The organism is Gulosibacter hominis (assembly GCF_904842695.1).
GTDB classification, from domain to species: Bacteria; Actinomycetota; Actinomycetes; order Actinomycetales; family Microbacteriaceae; genus Gulosibacter; species Gulosibacter hominis.
Map to the genome: position 1 here is coordinate 42232 of NZ_CAJGWQ010000012.1, position 18532 is coordinate 60763.

Annotated in this window: 14 protein-coding genes; 9 read left to right on the top strand and 5 right to left on the bottom strand. The window is 62.1% G+C overall.

Features of this window, described 5'->3' with window-relative positions; translation table 11 throughout:
• Positions 1 to 7: 7 nt before the first annotated feature.
• On the bottom strand, positions 8 to 487 hold the full coding sequence (locus JMV54_RS08400; RefSeq protein WP_201518463.1) for a DUF6264 family protein: 480 nt from the start codon (positions 485 to 487) through the stop codon (positions 8 to 10).
• A complete protein-coding gene (fbaA, locus tag JMV54_RS08405) occupies positions 487 to 1530 on the bottom strand; it encodes a class II fructose-bisphosphate aldolase (RefSeq protein WP_269144260.1) in 1044 nt (347 codons plus the stop codon). The genes JMV54_RS08400 and fbaA overlap by 1 nt, the downstream gene beginning before the upstream one ends.
• Before the next feature lie 197 nt (positions 1531 to 1727).
• On the opposite strand from fbaA, the gene glpX reads away from it, so the two are divergent.
• Positions 1728 to 2669 (top strand): class II fructose-bisphosphatase, encoded by a 942-nt coding sequence (gene glpX, locus JMV54_RS08410; protein WP_201518481.1) that lies wholly within the window; start codon positions 1728 to 1730, stop codon positions 2667 to 2669.
• 123 nt (positions 2670 to 2792) lie between these two features.
• Here glpX and JMV54_RS08415 read toward each other — a convergent pair whose 3' ends face one another.
• Positions 2793 to 3305, bottom strand: coding sequence for a hypothetical protein (locus tag JMV54_RS08415; protein ID WP_201518465.1), 513 nt, complete (start codon positions 3303 to 3305; stop codon positions 2793 to 2795).
• Positions 3306 to 3307: 2 nt separating this feature from the next.
• Positions 3308 to 5149, bottom strand: a complete 1842-nt coding sequence (locus JMV54_RS08420; protein ID WP_201518466.1) for an AMP-dependent synthetase/ligase — start codon at positions 5147 to 5149, stop codon at positions 3308 to 3310.
• A gap of 239 nt (positions 5150 to 5388) precedes the next feature.
• Here JMV54_RS08420 and JMV54_RS08425 point away from each other — a divergent pair, with 239 nt between their 5' ends.
• From JMV54_RS08425 to JMV54_RS08460, 8 genes are all read left to right on the top strand, one after another.
• A complete protein-coding gene (locus JMV54_RS08425) occupies positions 5389 to 6768 on the top strand; it encodes an MFS transporter (RefSeq protein WP_201518467.1) in 1380 nt (459 codons plus the stop codon).
• A 488-nt stretch (positions 6769 to 7256) separates the two neighbouring features.
• Positions 7257 to 7673, top strand: coding sequence for a Rieske (2Fe-2S) protein (locus tag JMV54_RS08430; RefSeq protein WP_201518468.1), 417 nt, complete (start codon positions 7257 to 7259; stop codon positions 7671 to 7673).
• A gap of 83 nt (positions 7674 to 7756) precedes the next feature.
• Complete coding sequence (gene malQ, locus JMV54_RS08435) at positions 7757 to 9970, top strand: 4-alpha-glucanotransferase (RefSeq protein WP_201518469.1); 2214 nt, start codon at positions 7757 to 7759, stop codon at positions 9968 to 9970.
• 270 nt (positions 9971 to 10240) lie between these two features.
• A complete protein-coding gene (locus JMV54_RS08440) occupies positions 10241 to 11257 on the top strand; it encodes an ABC transporter permease (RefSeq protein ID WP_201518470.1) in 1017 nt (338 codons plus the stop codon).
• A gap of 5 nt (positions 11258 to 11262) precedes the next feature.
• Entirely contained in the window at positions 11263 to 12228 is a 966-nt protein-coding gene (locus tag JMV54_RS08445) for an ABC transporter permease (RefSeq protein WP_201518471.1), read from the top strand.
• A gap of 3 nt (positions 12229 to 12231) precedes the next feature.
• Positions 12232 to 14397, top strand: coding sequence for an ABC transporter ATP-binding protein (locus JMV54_RS08450; protein WP_201518472.1), 2166 nt, complete (start codon positions 12232 to 12234; stop codon positions 14395 to 14397).
• On the top strand, positions 14394 to 16118 hold the full coding sequence (locus tag JMV54_RS08455; RefSeq protein WP_201518473.1) for an ABC transporter family substrate-binding protein: 1725 nt from the start codon (positions 14394 to 14396) through the stop codon (positions 16116 to 16118). Before JMV54_RS08450 ends, JMV54_RS08455 begins: the two co-directional genes overlap by 4 nt.
• Before the next feature lie 462 nt (positions 16119 to 16580).
• Positions 16581 to 17381 carry a CPBP family intramembrane glutamic endopeptidase gene (locus JMV54_RS08460; RefSeq protein WP_201518474.1) on the top strand — a complete coding sequence of 267 codons (801 nt, stop codon included), beginning with the start codon at positions 16581 to 16583 and terminating at the stop codon, positions 17379 to 17381.
• Here JMV54_RS08460 and JMV54_RS08465 read toward each other — a convergent pair.
• Positions 17378 to 18256, bottom strand: coding sequence for a DUF559 domain-containing protein (locus tag JMV54_RS08465; protein WP_201518475.1), 879 nt, complete (start codon positions 18254 to 18256; stop codon positions 17378 to 17380). The two genes, JMV54_RS08460 and JMV54_RS08465, sit on opposite strands and share 4 nt — an antisense overlap.
• Between the last annotated feature and the right edge of the window lie 276 nt (positions 18257 to 18532).

The following is an 18532-nucleotide window of genomic DNA, read 5'->3' on the forward strand; positions in this document are numbered from 1 at the left end:
ACCCAAATTAGGGTGCGGTGGTGGCCGCCGGTGGGAATCCCTGCTGCACCATCGCGTCAATGAGACCGGGATGCGCGATCACGGCCGCCGCCATCAGCAGCGAACTAATAATCCAGGCCAGGAGCGCGCCCATCAGCGCAAACCAGGCGGTGAACTTCTTAGCGCGCCAGCGTCGCACCGAAAAATACAGCCAGATGGCGTAGTTGAGCGGATGCAGGATGATACCCGCCCACTCAATTGCGGCCAGACCCTCGGGGCGCACATAGTCGCCGAGCCCGTACTGCTCATAAAAATGAGCAATGGTCATCACCAGCACCCGCTCGGTGCTCGCGAGCATCATATTGATGGTCGCAAAAACACCGATGGCGAATAGCGTGATGCCATAGAGCCGGTCGACTCGCAGCAGCTGCTCGCGTCGACCGCGAACGGGCGAGGGGCCCGAGCCATTTGGCTGAGACCCCTCACCGTGGTTGCTAGGGTTTGTCATTAGACAGTCAGCGAGTTGCCGTACGAACCGAGCTGCTGAGTGGCCTCAACCACACGAGCAGCCATCGCCGACTCTGCCTTCTTGCCCCACGAACGCGGGTCATACACCTTCTTGTTGCCGACCTCGCCATCGATCTTCAGGAAGCCGTCATAGTTTTTGAGCACCGAGTCGGCCACCGAACGCGAGTAGGCGTACTGCGTGTCGGTGTCGATGTTCATCTTCACCACACCGTTCGCAACCGCAGTGGCGATCTCCTCGGCGCTCGAGCCCGAACCACCGTGGAACACGAGGTCGAGCGGCTTCGGGCCGGTGCCGTACTTCTCTTGCAGACCAGCCTGAATTTCGGCAAGCAGCTCGGGGCGCAGCTTCACATTGCCGGGCTTGTAAACACCGTGCACATTACCGAAGGTGAGAGCAGTCATGTACCGGCCCTGCTCGCCGAGGCCGAGCGCCTCAACGGTGGCGATAGCATCCTCGAGATCGGTGTAGAGCTTTTCGTTGATCTCGGCAGCCACACCGTCTTCCTCGCCACCCACAACACCGATCTCAACCTCGAGGATCTGACCGTTGTTTTTCAGGCGGGGGAGCAGCTGCTTGGCAATTTCGAGGTTCTCCTCGAGCGGCACTGCCGAACCATCCCACATGTGCGACTGGAAAATCGGCTCGCCGCCGCGCTTCACGGTCTCTTCGCTGGCCGCAATCAGCGGCAGCACAAAGTCGTCAAGGGCGTTTTTGGGGCAGTGGTCGGTGTGCAGCGCGACAGTGATCGGGTAGTTCTTCGCCACCTCGTGTGCGAATGCGGCCATGGCGAGCGCACCGGATGCGCGCGCGGTGCGGGTCTGGCCGGCAAAGTAGTCAGCGCCACCGGTGGTCACCTGGATGATGCCGTCAGAGCCAGCCTCAGTGAGGCCCTGCAGCACCGAATTAATGGTCTGCGAGCTCGACACGTTAATTGCCGGGAATGCGTAGCCGCGCTCCTTGGCACGGTTGAGCATTTCGGCGTACTGGTCGGGGGTTGCGATTGGCATTGCGACTCCTTGCAAATAGCTGATGCGTGTGCGCGGTGCGAGACCTTCGCCCCAGGCAGTCTATCTACCGCTGTTCACGGAAAACCGAATCCTGCGCACTAGGCTGGAAGTACGAGTTTTGCACGACGAAAAAGGGGCAAAAAGTGACCGAACAAATTGGCACCACTGATCACGGGGCCGAGCTGATTTCTCACCCCGACCGCAACCTGGCAATGGAGCTGGTGCGCGCGACCGAAGCCGCCGCTATCCGGGCCGTGCCATGGATCGGTCGCGGGAACAAAAACGCTGCCGACGGGGCCGCCGTAGACGCCATGCGGAAGTTTCTCGCAACCGTCGACTTCCAGGGTGAGGTCGTGATCGGTGAGGGAGAAAAAGACGAGGCGCCGATGCTGTTCAACGGCGAGATCGTCGGTAACGGCACCGGCCCGCTGTGCGATATCGCCGTTGACCCGATCGACGGCACCAGCCTGACCGCGGCCGGCCGGCCGAACGCGCTCTCGGTTATCGCCGTCGCCGACCGCGGCTCGATGTATAACCCGAAGGACGTTTTCTACATGGACAAAATCGTGACCGGAAGCGCCGGCCACGGTGTTATCGACCTCGAACGTCCCATCGGCGACAACATTCGCGCGCTCGCCAAAGCACTCGACAAAGACCTCGTCGACATGAAGATCGCAGTGCTCGACCGGCCCCGCCACGAACAGCTCATCGCCGAAATCCGCGAGGCCGGCGCCGGCACCGAACTCATGCTCGACGGTGACGTTGCCGGCGGTATCGTCGCCGCGCTCGGAACCGGTCGCATCGACATGTGCGTCGGAATCGGCGGCACCCCCGAAGGCGTGATCACCGCCTGCGCAGTCAAGGCACTCGGCGGGGTTATGCAGGGGCGTTTGCACCCGCGCAACGAAGAAGAGCACCAAAAGGCAATCGATGCCGGCCACGATCTCAGCCGCGTCCTCACCCAGGACGACCTCGTCACCACCGACAACACGTTTTTCGTGTGCACCGGTGTTACCGACGGGATGCTCGTGAAGGGCGTCGACCGCGAACGCAACGCCATCACCACCGACTCGGTGGTGCTGCGCTCACACTCGGGAACCTTCCGTCGCGTGACCGCAACGCACCGCGTCGACAAGTGGTTGAACGACGACTAATAACAGTTGACACCACCATCGCGAGCGGGCCGCCTACCAACACCTTCAGGTAGGCGGCCCACCCGCATCCGGACTGAAAATCTCGCGTGCGTTACCGGCGCATACACGACCACGGGGATGCAATCAGGAACGCACGCTGAGCAGCAGCTCAATACGCGCATCCAAATACTCCGGCAGCGGTTGTGCCGATGCTGCCGGCGCCGAAGCCGACCAAATCACCATCGGCATCCCGTCGCGAACCAACACCGGCGCGCTCGTATCCGTGAGCTCGGAAGCGATAATCGGCACCGCATCCCAGTGCACCGTCTCACCCTCACGAAACCCACCACGAATCGCCGCGTGCCGAAGCTGATCCCGTTCACGAGCCGACTCGGACGGATAGTTAATATGCGGTTTCGGAACGTGCGCGCGCAGCGTGTGCGTCGCCGCGAACAGCTCACCAGTCACCGACACGAGCAGCCGGCCAACAACCCATGCGCTGCCAACCCGCTCAATTCGTGGTGGTCGGGTGCCAAATAACCGGCGGCGCGCAGGCACAAAGCGGCCCAGCGCATCCGGTGAAACCCCGGCTGCGGTAAGCCGACCCGCCGCATCCGCAGCGGCCCGCGCCACAACCGCAGCCGTATCGCAAACCATCGCTACTCGCCGTAAAGCTCGCGCATCTCGTCGGCAAAATGTTCGAGCACCACGCGACGAATCAGCTTCGTCGAAGCCGAAACCTCACCGCGCCGCTCATCAAACTCGCGGTGCACAATCACAAACTTGCGGATCGACTCGGCCCGCGAAACTTTCTCGTTCGCCAGCTCAATAGCGCGCTCAATGGATGCCCGCACTGCCGGGTTCTGACTCGCCTCGGCAATTGACAGCGAGCTGTCCTCACCGTGGTTGCGCAGCCAGCTGGCGAGCATCTGCTTATCGAGCGCCACCAGCGCACCAATAAACGGCTTCCCCTCGCCAACAACCATGACCTCACCGATCAGCGGATGCGAACGCAGCGCGCCCTCCAACACTGCCGGCTGCACATTTTTACCGCCCGCGGTGACGATGATCTCCTTGCTGCGACCCGAAATTTTCAGATAGCCATCGTCATCAATCGAGCCCAAATCACCCGTGCGATACCAGCCATCCTCGGTGAACGCGGCCGCGGTTGCCTCGGGGTTGTTTCGGTAGCCCCGGAACACCCCCGTGCCCTTGACCTGCACCTCACCGTCGGCCGAAATTCGCAGGCTCGTGCCGGGGTAGGGAGCACCAACCGTGCCGATCTTGATATTGCCGGGACGGTTCACCGAAGCCGGCGCGGTCGTCTCGGTCGCACCGTATCCCTCCATCACCGTGACGCCAATGCCGCGGAAAAAATGACCGTGACGGGTTGCCAGCGCGGCACCACCCGAAATGGCCACCTCCAGGGCGCCACCCATCACCGCACGCAGCTGACCAAACACCAGCCGGTCGGCCACCCGCAGCCGCCAGCGCTGCTTCAGCGACGGCCCAGCCGCGGTGTCGAGTGCCATCGAATACGTCTGCGCCACTCGCGCGGCCCAGCGGAAAATCCGCAGCTTCAAACCTGAGCCCGCACGCGCATCCGCCGCGTTGTACACCTTTTCGAACACCCGCGGCACCGCAATCAGCCACGTGGGCTTGAACTCCTGCAGGTCTTCCACCAGCCGCGAAGTTGACGGGGCATAGCCCATAACCGAACCCGAATGCACGCAGAGCATCTGCGCGAACCGGCCATACGAGTGCGAAGGCGGCAAAAACAGCAGCGTGCGCTTTTGCACACCGTTTTCATCCGGGGTAACCACATGGCCCAAACCGGGGTCGGCCACACCGTGATAGCAATGGGCGAGCAGATTACCGTGCGTCAGCTCAGCGCCCTTGGGTCGGCCGGTCGTGCCGGAGGTGTAACAGACCGTAGCCACCGTGTCATAGCGAACCGATGCCGAAAGCTCGGCGAGCTGCGCATCCGAAATATTTGCCGACCGACCAGCCTCGCGCAACTGCTCGAGCGCACCATCTGCATCCGACTCAGCATCGATCACAAAAACTTTTTCGAGGCAGGTGGAATCCAAAAGCGGCTCGACCAGTTGCGCCTGCTCGGCACTCTCAACGAACAAGAACCGCACCTGCGAGTCGCTCACCATCCACTCCACCTGGGTGCGCGATGAGGTGTGGTAGACGGGAACCACCAGCCCGGCGACTTTCAACGTGGCGAAGTCGAGCACCGTCCACTCGTAGCGAGTTGGAGCCATGATGCCCACCGCATCACCGGGCTTGACACCCAGTGCCGCAAGTCCCTTCGCAACCGCATCCACAGTCGCCACGAATTCGTCAACGGTTACCGGCACGAACGCGGTGCCATCGCGGCGCTCAGCGAGAATAGAGTCGCCGCCGCGATCAGCACGGTCCTGCAACATGGTGAGCAGCGAGTGCTGTTCAGACAGTTCGGCCAGGCCCTGGGTGTGGGTCGTCGTTAGGGACATATTTCGTAAGTGCTCCGATAAAGATGGCAAAAACCGGCCGAAAATTGTGGCCAAAGGTTGATAATACGGGCAGCCGAGGCGAATCCCATGCACGAAAACCACAAAGTTCGCCAATCTTTCTGCCGGAGGCAAGGTTCGCCGGGTAGTGTCATGCGCTTTTGGCAACTTGCAGCGCAACCGGTAGTTTTAGTGCTCAAATCACGCCAGCAACGAGCGTGAACGTCACACATGAGGAAGCAATGACAACCTCCATATCTCGGGATGCGCAATACGCGTCATCGCGTACCGACCGGCTTGACCGGCTCACATTCAACCGCGCCCACGGCAAACTGCTGGTCGGCTCAGGACTCGGATGGGCACTCGACGCCATGGACGTCGGGCTGCTGTCATTCGTGATCGCCGCGCTAGTTCAGCAGGGATTTGCCACCGGTGAGCAGGCAAGCTGGCTCGCATCCATCGGCTTTGCCGGTATGGCCATCGGTGCGACGCTCGGCGGTCGTCTAGCCGACCGGTTCGGTCGCCGGCAGACATTTGCGCTCACCCTCGTGGTGTTCGGTATCGCAACCGGCGCCTCGGCCCTGGCTCCGTCGATCACCGCGCTCATGGTGCTGCGCTTTTTCATCGGTCTCGGGCTGGGCGCCGAACTGCCCGTGGCTTCGACGCTCGTCTCGGAATTTTCGCCCACCAAAATTCGCGGCCGGATGGTCGTGTGGCTCGAAGCGTTTTGGGCACTGGGCTGGATTCTCGCGGCGCTTGTCGGCACCTATGTGGTTCCTACGAGTGAGGACGGCTGGCGCTGGGCGCTCGCCATCGGCATGCTGCCCGCCGCCTACGCGGTCGTGGTTCGCTGGGGGCTGCCAGAGTCGGTGCGCTTCCTTGAATCGCGCGGACGCCTTGATGAGGCCGAAGCGGCGGTGCGTAATTTTGAGCGATACGCAGGCACAACACCCGCAGCCGAACTCATCGCGCAGGCCGACCGTGAACGTGACCAGCGCCTGGCGGCCGAGGCAGCTGCGGAAGCGCGCGAGCACGGCGAATCGATTTGGGCGCCGCAGCTGCGTCGCCGCACCATCGCGCTGTGGACGATCTGGTTCTGCATTAATTTCAGCTACTACGGGGCCTTTTTGTGGATCCCGAACCTGCTGGTTGAAGCGGGCTTTGCGCTGGCGAAGTCATTTGAATTTACGCTCATCATTACGCTGGCACAGCTGCCTGGATACGCGGTGGCTGCCTGGCTGATCGAGGTGTGGGGGCGCCGCGCGACACTGGCGACGTTCCTTGCCGGATCGATGGTTTCGGCCGCATTTTTTGGGTTCGCCAACACCGAGGCACAGATCATCATCTCGGGATGTCTGCTGTCGTTCTTCAACCTGGGTGCGTGGGGCGCGCTCTATGCGATCGGGCCGGAGCTGTACCCGACAACCATTCGTGGTACCGGCACCGGTGCTGCAGCCGGGTTTGGGCGCATCGCCTCGATTCTTGCGCCGATTGTGGCGCTCAGCCTCACCAAGTCGGGCGGTGTGGTACTGACTTTCACCGTGTTCGCGATTGCATTCGGCATCGCCGCGTTCGCCGCGTTCCTGCTGCCGGAGCAGCGGGGTAAAGAGCTCGCCGACTAGCTTCCGCTTATTTCGACGGGTGTGGGGGAGTGCTGTAGCGCACCCCACACCCGTCGTTGCGTTGCGCCGGTGCCGCTGCAGCCTCACCAACTTTGGTCAAATGCTGGCCGATATGCAGATATATGCGTATCGACACGCATGTGACCAAAGTTGGTGCGGGGTGCACTTGTGCAGGGCGTGCGGGATGTGGTCGCTGCCTCGCGGGGTGGGTGCGCTGGCTCGCGGGTCTCGGTGGGCGGATCGTGGCGCGAGGATTCCCGCTCGAATCCGACACAACGCGTGGCTTCGCAGCGGGGCCAATACCCGAACACCAACTTTGGTCAGATAGCTGTCGCTATGCAGATATATGCGTATCGACACGCATGTGGCCAAAGTTGGTGCGGGCAAGGGGAGTAGGGCCGGGCACGGGGAGCGTGAGCGAGGGTGGTTGAGTGATCCGGCTGTTGTTGGTATGACGCTGAGATCACGGCGCGGCGTAGGCTGGATGCATGTCAGACACCCAGCCCACGCGCCGCGCCTTCGTCCGCACCGTCACTGCCGCCGGCGGTGGCGCCGCACTGACCGCCTTCCTTGCCGCATGCTCGTCCGGCACCGGCGGGGCAGCCGCCGAGACGCCCGCACCCTTTGAACTGCCCACTTCGGAGGTGCCGGTGGGCGGTGGCGTGGTGCTCAACGAGCACAGTGCTGTGGTGGCGCAGCCAAGCGCCGGTGAATTCCGCGCCTTCGTCGCTATCTGCACCCACAAACAGTGCCCGCTGTCATCGGTTGAGAGCCTCGGCGCCTACTGTGCCTGCCACTCGAGCTACTTCGACATCGCCACCGGCCACCCGGTTGCCGGCCCCGCCCAAGAAGCGCTGCCGGAACTGCCCGTGACGGTTTCTGGCGACACTCTTCGCATCGGCTAGCACCCGCAGCGACACAACATCCTTCCAACCGGCGGCGCAGCGCATCCCACTGTTTGTTTGACGCGCACGGCTAGGATGCGCGTGTGACGACTACGACCCCTAGCCCCACACTTTTGCAACTGGCTGAGCGATACGGGGTGGCCACCTCGTACCACAATTGGCGCGGCGAACACGTCGAGGTGCCAGCTGAGACACTCAAGGCGGTGCTTGCCGCACTCGACATTGATGTCACCGATGAGCACACTCTCACCGAAGCGCTCCGTGCCGCTGACGAGCAGCCCTGGCGCCACGGTGTGCCGCCAACCACGATGGTTCGGCAGGGGAGTGCCGGTGAGGTCGCGATCCACGTTCCCCACGGCGCATCGGTCGACGCGGTCGCGGTGCTCGAAACTGGCGAGTCGGTGCCCCTGCAGCAGGTCGACAATTGGAATGGCCCGGCAAATATCGACGGCCTCGAGGTGGGGGAGGCGAGCTTCCGCATCCCGAACGACCTCCCGCTCGGCTGGCACCGGGTGCGGGCAACTATGGGGCCCGAAGCGGCGGCCCAGGCCGAGATGCTCGGCTATCGACCCGATGAGGATGCGCGGCTGGTCGCCACCGGCGCGCTGATCGTTGTGCCCGAACGCCCCGCAACCCAGCTCGATGAGCCGGTTTGGGGCTTGATGACGCAGATGTACCAGCTGCGCTCGCGGCGGTCGTGGGCGGTTGGCGACCTCGCCGACCTACAGGTGCTCGGGCAGTGGGGCGCCGAGCGGGACGCTGATTTTGTGCTGATCAATCCGGTGCACGCACCGGATCCTGTGACGCCGATTACCCCGTCGCCCTATTTGCCCACCACGCGCCAGTTCATCGACCCGAGCATCCTCAGCGTTGAGGCGGTCATCGATGAGGTGGTTGTTGCGTCCGGCAAATCTTCGCTGGCTGATGTCGTGGATGCATCGACACTGCGGCGCTTGAGCGATCTGACCCGGGATGCTCGACTGGCGAATACCGGCGAGGTGATCGATCGCGATCGTGGCTGGCTCGCGAAGGTTGAAGCGCTGTGGCTGCTGTTCAAGGTGGCGGTGCGGCTCGATCACGAGCGTTGGCGAGCGTTTGGCGATTTTTGTGACGAAGAGGCTGAGCCACTGGTGAATTTCGCCACCTGGTGCGTGCTTGCCGAACAGTTTGGCAGCGATTGGCGCGAGTGGCCCGAGGCACTGCAAACGCCGCATTCACCCGAGGTAGAGGCGTTCCGTCAGCAGCACGCGCTGCGCGTGCAGTTTTACGCCTGGCTGCAGTTTGAGGCTCGCCAGCAGTCGATTGCGACTCAGGATGCGTTGCGTGACGCTGGCATGTCGATTGGTGTGATGCGTGACCTGGCGGTGGGGGTTGCTGGTGCTGGGGCGGATGCGTGGGCGCTCGGGCCGGCGATGGCGCGCGGTGTCACGGTTGGTGCGCCGCCGGATGCGTTCAACCAGCTCGGCCAGAACTGGGGCCAGCCGCCGCTGCGTCCCGATTCGCTGTACCTGCAGGGGTACGAGCCGATGCGTGCGCTTTTGCGTAATGCTTTTGCCGGGGCGGGCGCGCTGCGAATCGACCACATTCTTGGGTTTTTCCGGCTGTGGTGGGTGCCCGCGGGCGCATCCGCTGATGCTGGCACCTATGTTGCCTACGACTATGACGCGATGCTCGGTGTGCTGCTGTTGGAGGCGGGCCGAGCCGGAGCGATCGTGGTGGGCGAGGATCTCGGCGTGGTGTCGGATCTCACTCGTGAACAGATGCGGCAGCGTCACGTTTACGGCACCCAGATCATGTGGTTTGAACGGGATGCGCAGGGCCGGCCGAAAGCGCCGGCAGACTACCGGGCTGAGTGTTTGGCGACGGTCACCACGCATGATTTGCCGCCCACTGCCGGATACCTCGAGCTTGCCCACGTGGCGCTGCGTGACCAGCTGGGGCTCTACACCCGGCCGGTTGCCGAAGAGCGCGCTGAGGAGCAGGCGTGGGTTACGGCGCACATTCACGCGCTGCAGCAGGAAGGCTGGATTGGGGATGCACCGACCACCGAACAGGTGGTGCTGGGGCTGCATCGCCGCCTGGCAAGCGGTGCCTCGCGGATGTTTGGCGTGTCGGTTGCTGACCTTGCCGGCGATCGTCGGGCGATCAATCAGCCGGGTACCGATTCGGAATATCCGAACTGGCGACTGCCGCTATCGGATGCATCCGGTGCAATGGTGAGTTTGGAAGCGCTTGTCGAGTCGAATTTTGCCGATGAGCTGGCACGCGCATCCCAGCGCCGCGAGCCGCAGCAGTAGGCCGATGTGTGCGCTAAGTGAGGTTTCACCGGCAGCACTGGCTTTGACCAATTGCAATGCGGATGTGTACATTTTGTGCCATTTTCGCGTAGTATCGCCGGGGATTCGTTATCGAGTGCCTGCAAGGGAGCGGGTTTTCGGTAACAATATGCACGTCGAGTCGGAGAAACACCCAACTCTCCGATAGCGTGAATCACTACTAACAATTACATCCGAGTCCACACAGACCCTCACCCGGGGTTCTGTCTCACAGTTAGGTCAAGATCCGAGATGGCACTGACAAAGTTCGTCCTGCGACGACTTGTCGGATACATCCTGTTGGCGTTTATTGCGACGTCGCTGACTTTCTTGCTGGCGCAAGCGCTCTTGAACCCGCAGGAAGTCATGTATCCGCCCAACACACAGGGAGGGAAACCGATTCCCCCCGAAGTTATGCAGGCGTACTTTGATGCGCGAAACATCAACCCCGATGTTTCGATCTGGCAGCGCTACCTGAACTGGCTGACCAACCTGTTCACCGCCCCGTGGGAACAAAAACTCGGCGTCACCACTGGTACCGACAAGAAGGCACTGTGGGTGATCCCCGAGATGGGTACTCGTATCTGGATCTCGCTGCGACTCGTGGTGATCGGAACCTTCCTCGGTGTGGTCCTGGGTATCGTGCTCGGCGCCTGGTCGGCCGTGCGTCGCGGTTCGTTTTCTGACAAAACCATCTCGACCATCAGCTTCATCGTGCTGGCCCTGCCCACCCCGGTGATCATTCTGTGCATCCAGGGCTTCAACCTGGCAATGGGCAACGCGATCGGTTTTAAGTTCCCGTCAACGAACCCCGTCGACCCGCTGGCTGCACCCGGAAGCTGGGAGTCAATCAGCTTCCAAATCAAGGCGATGGTGATGCCGACCATCGCGCTCGCGGTGATGGGTATTGCAAGCTACTCGCGCTACATGAAGGTCACCACGCTGGATGTGTTGAGTGCCGACTACCTGCGCACCGCCCGAGCTAAGGGGCTCACCAAGGGGCAGGCGATGCGCCGCCACGGTTTCCGCATGGCGCTGATCCCGATGGGCCAGTACTTTGCCTTTGCGCTCACCGGCGCGTTCGCCGGGTCGTTCTTCGTGGAGCGACTGTTCAACTGGCAGGGTATTGGTTCGTGGGCGGTCACCCAGCTGCAGATCGGTGACATTAATGGCACCACCGGCGTGATGATTTACGGCGCCATTTTGGTGCTGCTCGCGGCAACACTTGCCGACTTCTTCCAGGCCGTCCTCGACCCGCGGATTCGGTGATCACAATGACTCAAGTACCACCAAACCTCCCCGCCGGCAGCGACTCGGAGTCGATGCTCGAAGCTGAGCAGGCAGACCTCGAACAGACCCAGGAAGTAATTGCTGCCGAAACGGGCAAGCCCACGCACGCGGCGAAGCGTTCGGCGCTCGTATGGCGTCGTTTCCGCCGTATGCCCTCAGCGTGGATTGGGATGAGCATCCTGCTGCTGCTCGCTCTGGCCGCCATCTTCATGCCGATGGTGTACCAGTACACCCCGATCGAGTACGACTTCGCCAACCAACTGAAGCCGCCGAGCGCCTATCACTGGTTTGGCACGAACAGCCAGGGACAAGACATCTTCGCCCAGATCATGGTGGGCTTGCGGATCTCGCTGATCATTGGGTTTGCGACAGCCCTGTTTGTGCTGTTCCTCTCGGTGCTGTTCGGCACGCTCGCCGGCTATTTTGGCGGCGTGATCGACAAGGTCGTCGTGACCTTCATCAACTTCCTGCTGATCGTGCCCTCGCTGCTGCTGATGCTGCTGCTGAGCCCGTTCCTGCAGGGCGTGCACTGGATCCTCATGGTGCCGCTGCTCGGTGCATTCTCGTGGATGATCACCGCGCGTGTGCTGCGCGCCCTCACCCAGAGCCTTGTCAACACCGAGTATGTGCAGGCCGCACGCTTCATGGGTGTGCCGCACCACCGCATCATTCGCCGCCACATCATCCCCAACATTTCGTCGTGGATGATCATCGACACCACCCTCGGTGTTGGTGCCGCGGTGCTTGCCGAAACCGGTCTGTCGTTCCTGGGCTTCGGCATCCTCTACCCGAACTTCTCGCTCGGTTCGGTGCTGCAGAACTACAACATCGCCCACCCGCACACGTGGGTCTTCGCGGCAGCAATCCTCGCGCTGCTCGTGATTTCGATCAACATGGTCGGCGAAGCTCTTCGCGACGCGCTCGACCCGACCAGCGGACGGGGGCACTAAACCATGGCAAACACCAACACCGGATCGATCTTCACCAAGGCAAACCCCGTAATCGATCGCACCGATGTGCTGCTTGACGTGCGCAACCTCAGCGTCTCGTTCAAGTCGGAAGCCGGTATCGTGCAGGCGGTTCGCAACCTCAGCTACCAGGTGCACCGCGGCGAATCGCTCGCCATCGTGGGTGAATCGGGCTCGGGTAAATCGGTTTCATCACTCGCGGTGATGGGGCTACTCGCCGAAAACGCGATGGTTGAAGGCGAGATCCTCTTCAAGGGTGAAAACCTCCTCAAACAGAACGACCGGCAGCTGTCGGCGCTGCGCGGCGAACAGATTTCGATGGTGTTCCAGGATCCGCTGTCGGCCCTGACCCCGGTTTACCGCATCGGCGACCAGATCGCCGAGGTGATTCTGGCGCATCACGATGTGTCGAAATCGGCAGCACGCAAACGCGCCGTCGATCTGCTGGATGCGGTGGGCATCCCCAACCCGAAGCTGCGGGCGCAGTCGTTCCCGCACGAGTTCTCGGGCGGTATGCGCCAGCGCGCCATGATCGCTATGGCGATCGCTAACGAACCCGATCTCATCATTGCCGACGAGCCCACCACCGCACTCGATGTGACCATTCAGGCGCAGGTGATGGAACTGCTCAAGATGGCGCAAGACATCACCGGTGCCGCAACCGTGCTCATCACCCACGACCTCGGTGTGGTGAGCGGTTTCGCCGATCGCGTGATGGTGATGTACGCAGGTAAGGCCGTCGAGTTTGGTGACGTGCACTCGCTGTATGAGTCGCCCCGGATGCCGTACACGGCGGGACTGCTCGCATCCATCCCACGCGCCGACCGGCTCGTGCACGAACCGCTCACGCCGATCGAAGGATCGCCGCCGTCGCTTGTGAACCTGCCCACCGGCTGCCCGTTCGCGGCACGCTGCCCAATCGCCACCGATCTGTGCCGCACCGAAGAACCGCAGCTCACCGGCACTGACAAGCCGGGCATCCTGGCCGCCTGCCACCACAGCGACCAGCTTGTTGGCGGCGAAGAAATTTTTAAGCGCCCCGAAGCCCCCGAACAGACACTCACCGCACCCCGTGAAGAGCGCGCCTCGGTGCTCGAGCTCGACAGCGTTGAGCGGGTGTTCCCGATCACCAAGGGTGCGCTCGTAAAGCGCAAACTGGGCGAGGTGCACGCGGTCGACCAGGCCAGTTTCGATATTCGCGAGGGCGAGACGCTTGCGCTGGTGGGTGAGTCGGGATCTGGCAAGACCACGACCATCCTCGAAGTGATGCAGCTCAAGGCACCGCAGGCTGGCACCATCAAAATTGACGGCCGGGATGTGAGCGAACTCAACCGGCGCGAGCGGCTGGCGCTGCGCAGCGATATGGGCATCGTGTTCCAAGACCCGATGGCCTCGCTCGACCCGCGTATGCCCATCGGTGACATTTTGCGCGAACCGATGGAAGTGCAGAACTACACGACCGAGCAAATGGAAGAGCGGGTCGACTGGCTGCTGCGCACCGTCGGGCTGCTGCCCGAGCACGCCGACCGATACCCGCAGGAATTCTCGGGCGGTCAGCGTCAGCGCATCGGTATCGCCCGCGCACTCGCCTGTGAACCGCGCTTCATCGTGCTCGACGAGCCGGTGTCAGCGCTTGACGTGTCGATCCAGGCGGGCGTGATCAACCTGCTCGACGAACTCAAGCACCGACTGGGGCTCAGCTACCTGTTCGTGTCACACGATCTGTCGGTGGTGGCGCACATCGCCGACCGGGTTGCCGTGATGTATCTCGGCCGCATCGTCGAACTCGGTTCGACCGACGAGATCTTCAGCGAAGGAATCAACCACCCGTACACGCGGGCGCTGCTGTCGGCGGTGCCGATTCCCGACCCGGTAATCGAGCGCAAACGTGAGCGCATCGTGCTGGAAGGCGATCTGCCTTCGCCCACCGAACGCCCCACCGGGTGCCGTTTTGTGAGCCGCTGCTACATCTACCAGCACCTGCTTAACGAAGAACAGCGCCAGCGCTGTAGCGATGAAATTCCCGAGCTCGACCAGCTCGGTGACCGCGACCACGCCATCGCCTGTTTTTACCCAGAGCAAACTGACACGTATATTCCCCCTAAGCGAAAACTGAATATCGATTCCACCTCACAAGGAGAAACCGAATGAAGAAGCGAATTTTGACCGGTGTCGCTGCTGCAGCGGCACTGGCACTCGCACTGACCGGTTGTGCACGGGCCGATGAAGACCCGAACAACACTCAGGCCGGCGGCGACCACATTGCAGCCGACCAGAACGAGATGAACGCTCAGCCCGAGGAGAACCTCGGTGAGGGCGGCACGCTCCGGCTGTACAACAACGCCTTCCCGGCGAACTTCAACACCTCGACCGCTGACGGTAACGAGAAGAACACCAAAGACATCATGGACGCCGTGTACCCCAACCTGTACAAGTACACCGCTGACGGTCAGGTGATCCCGAACGAGCTCTACGCCAAGCGCATCGAGCAGACCAACGAGTCGCCCCAGACCATCGAAATCGAGCTGGTCGAGGGCAACAAGTGGTCGGACGGCACCCCCATCGACTGGAAGTCGATCAAGAACACCTTCGACGCCATGGTCAACGAAGAGTTCAACGTCGCTTCGCGTGAAGGTTTCGACCGCGTCGAAAAGGTTGAGAAGGGTGACAACGACTACACCGCAGTCGTGACCTTCAAGGAAGGCGAAGTCTACGCCGACTGGATCGGCCTGGCTGGAGTCATGCCCGACCAGCTCGTCGCCTCGGCAAAGGAGTTCAACGAGGGCTGGGTGAACGGCCCCAAGGTGACCGCCGGCCCCTACACGATCGACAAGATCGACTCGGCCAACAAGTCGGTTACCCTCAAGCCCGACGAGAACTGGACCGGCGAGCGCAAGGCCAAGCTTGACCGCATCTCGTTCCAGACCATTGAAGACCCGGCTGCTGCCGCTACCTCGTTCAACGGTGGCCAGCTTGACGTGATCGACGCCTCGAACCTCGCGATCTACTCGGTTGTCGAACCCGAGACCGGTGAAGGCACCGACTTCGAAATCCGCAAGGCCGCTGGCCCGAGCTGGACCCACTTCACCCTGAACGGTAAGGAGGGGTACATCCTCGAAGACCAGAACCTGCGTCAGGCATTCGCCTACGCCATCGACCGTAAGTCGATCTTCCAGGCTGTGAACGGCACCCTGCCCTACCCGAGCGGCATGGCTGACGACCTGCTCGGCAACCACATGCTCGTGCAGAACCAGGGCGGCTACGAGAACTACGCCGGCGAGTACGGCACCGCAAACGTCGAGAAGGCCAAGGAGCTCATCGAGAAGTCGGGCTGGACCATGGGTAACGACGGTTACTACCAGAAGGACGGCAAGACCCTCGAGATTCGCTACGTCTACAACGCTGGTTCGACCACTAACGGCACCATCGCCCCGATCGCTACCGAGAACCTCAAGGCAGCCGGTATCAAGCTGAAGGTCGAGCAGGTTCCGCCGACCGACCTGTTCTCGAAGTACGTCATCCCCGGTGACTACGACATGACCCTGTTCGGCTGGAACGGTAACCCGTTCGTGACCTCGAGCGTGTCGATCTGGCGCACCGACGGTGAGCAGAACTTCTCGAGCGTCGGTACCGAAGAGATCGATGGTCTGCTCGACGAACTGCAGCGTACCACCGACCTCGACAAGCAGACCGAACTGCTCAACCAGATCGACGAGAAGCTGTGGCCGGTCATGGGCAACCTGCCCCTGTACCAGTCGTACGACTTCATCGTGACCCCGAAGGACCTCGCTAACTACGGCGCTCCCGGTTTCGAGAGCGTTGACTGGACCCTCGTTGGTTACGTGAAAGACTCGCCGAAGCTTAAGGGCTAGGCTGACTGTCTAACCTCCGGGGCTGGTGGCGCGCGTATTGCGCCACCAGCCCCGGTTCGTTTCCGAGGTCCGTTGCGTAGTCGCTGGGTTGTCGCTGCGCGGACGCCCCGGCCCGCGGGCGAGCTGGTGCCACGGCCCCGCGCTCCAGTGCCTCGCCCCAGGTACCGTATCCCGGTGCCGAGCCGCGGCTGCCGCATCCCAAGCGTCGTATTCCGACCGCATCCTTCACCGGGCCGCCGCCCGCCCAAACCGCCCCGCCTCACCAACTTTGGCCACATAGCGGTTGATGCGGGGATATCTGCATAACGACAGCTCAATGACCAAAGTTGGTGCGAGGGTGAGCAAGGCTGCTTCGGCTCGGACGGCTCCGCCTCCGGAAACCGGCAGAAACGAAGGCGCCGAAAACCTCTACGAGGCATGCGCGGGCGAAATCGCTGCCGGTATTCGGCCTAGGATGCATGCATGGTCTCCACTCGCAGCGCCGCACGCACGCGCCTTCACTGGGAGATCTGGATCGTGTTGGCGCTGGCAATCCTGCCATCGTCTGTCTCCGCCATAGTTGCACTGCTGGAGACATCATTGCAGCACGCGACGCTTGGTGATGGCGTCCAGCAAATTAACCCCACAACCAGCACTTTTCCGATTGTCGATCTGCTACGTCGCCTCAATTGGATCGCCGCATCGCTCGCCCCGGTCGCGCTCGCCATCTGGCTGCTGTGGACCCGGCACGAATCGGGCTTCCACCGCCTGGGAATCGATTGGCGGGGCCCTCAGCAGCTGGGGCGCGATTGCATCCGCGGCGCTGCACTCGCCGCAATCATCGGCATCCCCGGGCTCGCGCTCTACGCGGTTTCACGGCTCGTGGCCATGACTCCTCAGGTAGTGACATCTGACGCCAGCCTCACGGCCACGCAGATCACACTGCTCGTGATAGCAGCGCTGAGAGCCGCCCTGCTCGAAGAGATCGTCGTTGTCGGCTACCTCACTGTGCGGTTGCAGGCGCTCGGCTGGTCAATGTGGAAGATCATCGCGGTATCCGCACTTCTGCGTGGGTCGTACCACCTCTATCAGGGGGCCGGAATGGCACTCGGCAACGTCGCGATGGGAGTGCTGTTCGCGTGGTTGTTTTTGCGCGGTTCGCGACGCGATACGTTCGCGAAACGACAGCGCTTAGCGCCCCTGATCATTGCGCATTTCACGCTCGACTGTGTTGCATTCCTGGGATACCCGATCGCAGTGGCGTTTTGGCCAAATCTTTTTTAGGCGGTGAGCTCGACGGGTCTTCGCAGGTGCCAGCGGTGCCTGACAAATGTCAGTATTCGCTCGAGTGTGTCGGGCCATTCATGCACAACATGCCGATAGGTGAGCCGCATCACGACGTATCCGCGGGAGACGGCGACTTGGTCGACATCACGGTCGTTGTGGAAGGCCTCGGGCCGGTCATGATGCTCACGGCCGTCGGTCTCGATCAGTAGTGACCGGCCGATTTTCATGTCGTAGCGGCGGGCTCCGCGAACGGGCCACTGTGTGGTCAGCTTGATGCGAAGCGCTCGCAATCGGGCGCGCAGTAGCGACTCGAGTCCCGAATCGGATGCGACATCGCTGTATTGCAGCACCCGTCGCCCCTTGCGGCCAGATTGTTCGCAAATCTCTACGAAGGTTTCGTAGTCGAGTAGCTGTTCACGAATGAGGCTGTCTCCAATAGCCACGAGCTCGTCAATTGGTTGACATTCGAAGCAGGCCAGAAATGCAGCAGCCACGTTGTCGACGACCACCTGGGTTGCGTTTGCGAGTCGTGGCTCACGGTGTACGCACACATTTTTCGTGCGGCGGATGCGGTGCTTGCGGTCGACTCGCACGTGTAATCGTCGGTCGTGTGCGCGCCAGGCGCCTCGGGGCTGCAGCGCTGAGGGGCCGGTGAGCGAGCCACCGGACACGCGGGCTCGGGAGATGTCTGGATGCACATCTGAAACTGCATACCAGCCATACGCGGGGCGAATCAGCGTGCCGTTCGTAACGAGGCGCTTGAGTCCGTGCGGTGAGAGCCCGGCGCGCAGCAACCATTTGCGGCGTGCTGCACCGCCACAGCGCCGCAGCAAATCAGTTGCCTCAGGCGGTAGCCATTCGTCTCGAAACATGGGAGTAGTGAACCCGAATTGCTGGCTCGATGCGGGTGGAGCCGAGGATTCTGTGGATAAGTGACTTTCACAGGCGGAGCGGTCGCTGTATGCGTGGAATCGGATGGCTGCTGCTGTGCGCTGGCTCTAGCTGTGCGTCAGCTGCTGTTGTGCGCCTGTGGTCGCGGGCTGGCCGCGCCACACCAACTTTGGCCACACTGCTGCAGTTATGCGGATATCTGCACAGCAGCACGTATGTGGCCAAAGTTGGTGGAGGACCGGAGGGGAGGGAGAGTT

Bases quoted from the DNA above. Each gene is read 5' to 3' on its own strand.
- JMV54_RS08400 (WP_201518463.1), bottom strand. From the start codon at position 487: ATGACAAACCCTAGCAACCACGGTGAGGGGTCTCAGCCAAATGGCTCG.
- glpX (WP_201518481.1), top strand. From the start codon at position 1,728: ATGGAGCTGGTGCGCGCGACCGAAGCCGCCGCTATCCGGGCCGTGCCA.
- JMV54_RS08415 (WP_201518465.1), bottom strand. From the start codon at position 3,305: ATGGTTTGCGATACGGCTGCGGTTGTGGCGCGGGCCGCTGCGGATGCG.
- JMV54_RS08420 (WP_201518466.1), bottom strand. From the start codon at position 5,149: ATGTCCCTAACGACGACCCACACCCAGGGCCTGGCCGAACTGTCTGAA.
- JMV54_RS08425 (WP_201518467.1), top strand. From the start codon at position 5,389: ATGACAACCTCCATATCTCGGGATGCGCAATACGCGTCATCGCGTACC.
- JMV54_RS08430 (WP_201518468.1), top strand. From the start codon at position 7,257: ATGTCAGACACCCAGCCCACGCGCCGCGCCTTCGTCCGCACCGTCACT.
- JMV54_RS08440 (WP_201518470.1), top strand. From the start codon at position 10,241: ATGGCACTGACAAAGTTCGTCCTGCGACGACTTGTCGGATACATCCTG.
- JMV54_RS08445 (WP_201518471.1), top strand. From the start codon at position 11,263: ATGACTCAAGTACCACCAAACCTCCCCGCCGGCAGCGACTCGGAGTCG.
- JMV54_RS08450 (WP_201518472.1), top strand. From the start codon at position 12,232: ATGGCAAACACCAACACCGGATCGATCTTCACCAAGGCAAACCCCGTA.
- JMV54_RS08455 (WP_201518473.1), top strand. From the start codon at position 14,394: ATGAAGAAGCGAATTTTGACCGGTGTCGCTGCTGCAGCGGCACTGGCA.
- JMV54_RS08460 (WP_201518474.1), top strand. From the start codon at position 16,581: ATGGTCTCCACTCGCAGCGCCGCACGCACGCGCCTTCACTGGGAGATC.
- JMV54_RS08465 (WP_201518475.1), bottom strand. From the start codon at position 18,256: ATGTTTCGAGACGAATGGCTACCGCCTGAGGCAACTGATTTGCTGCGG.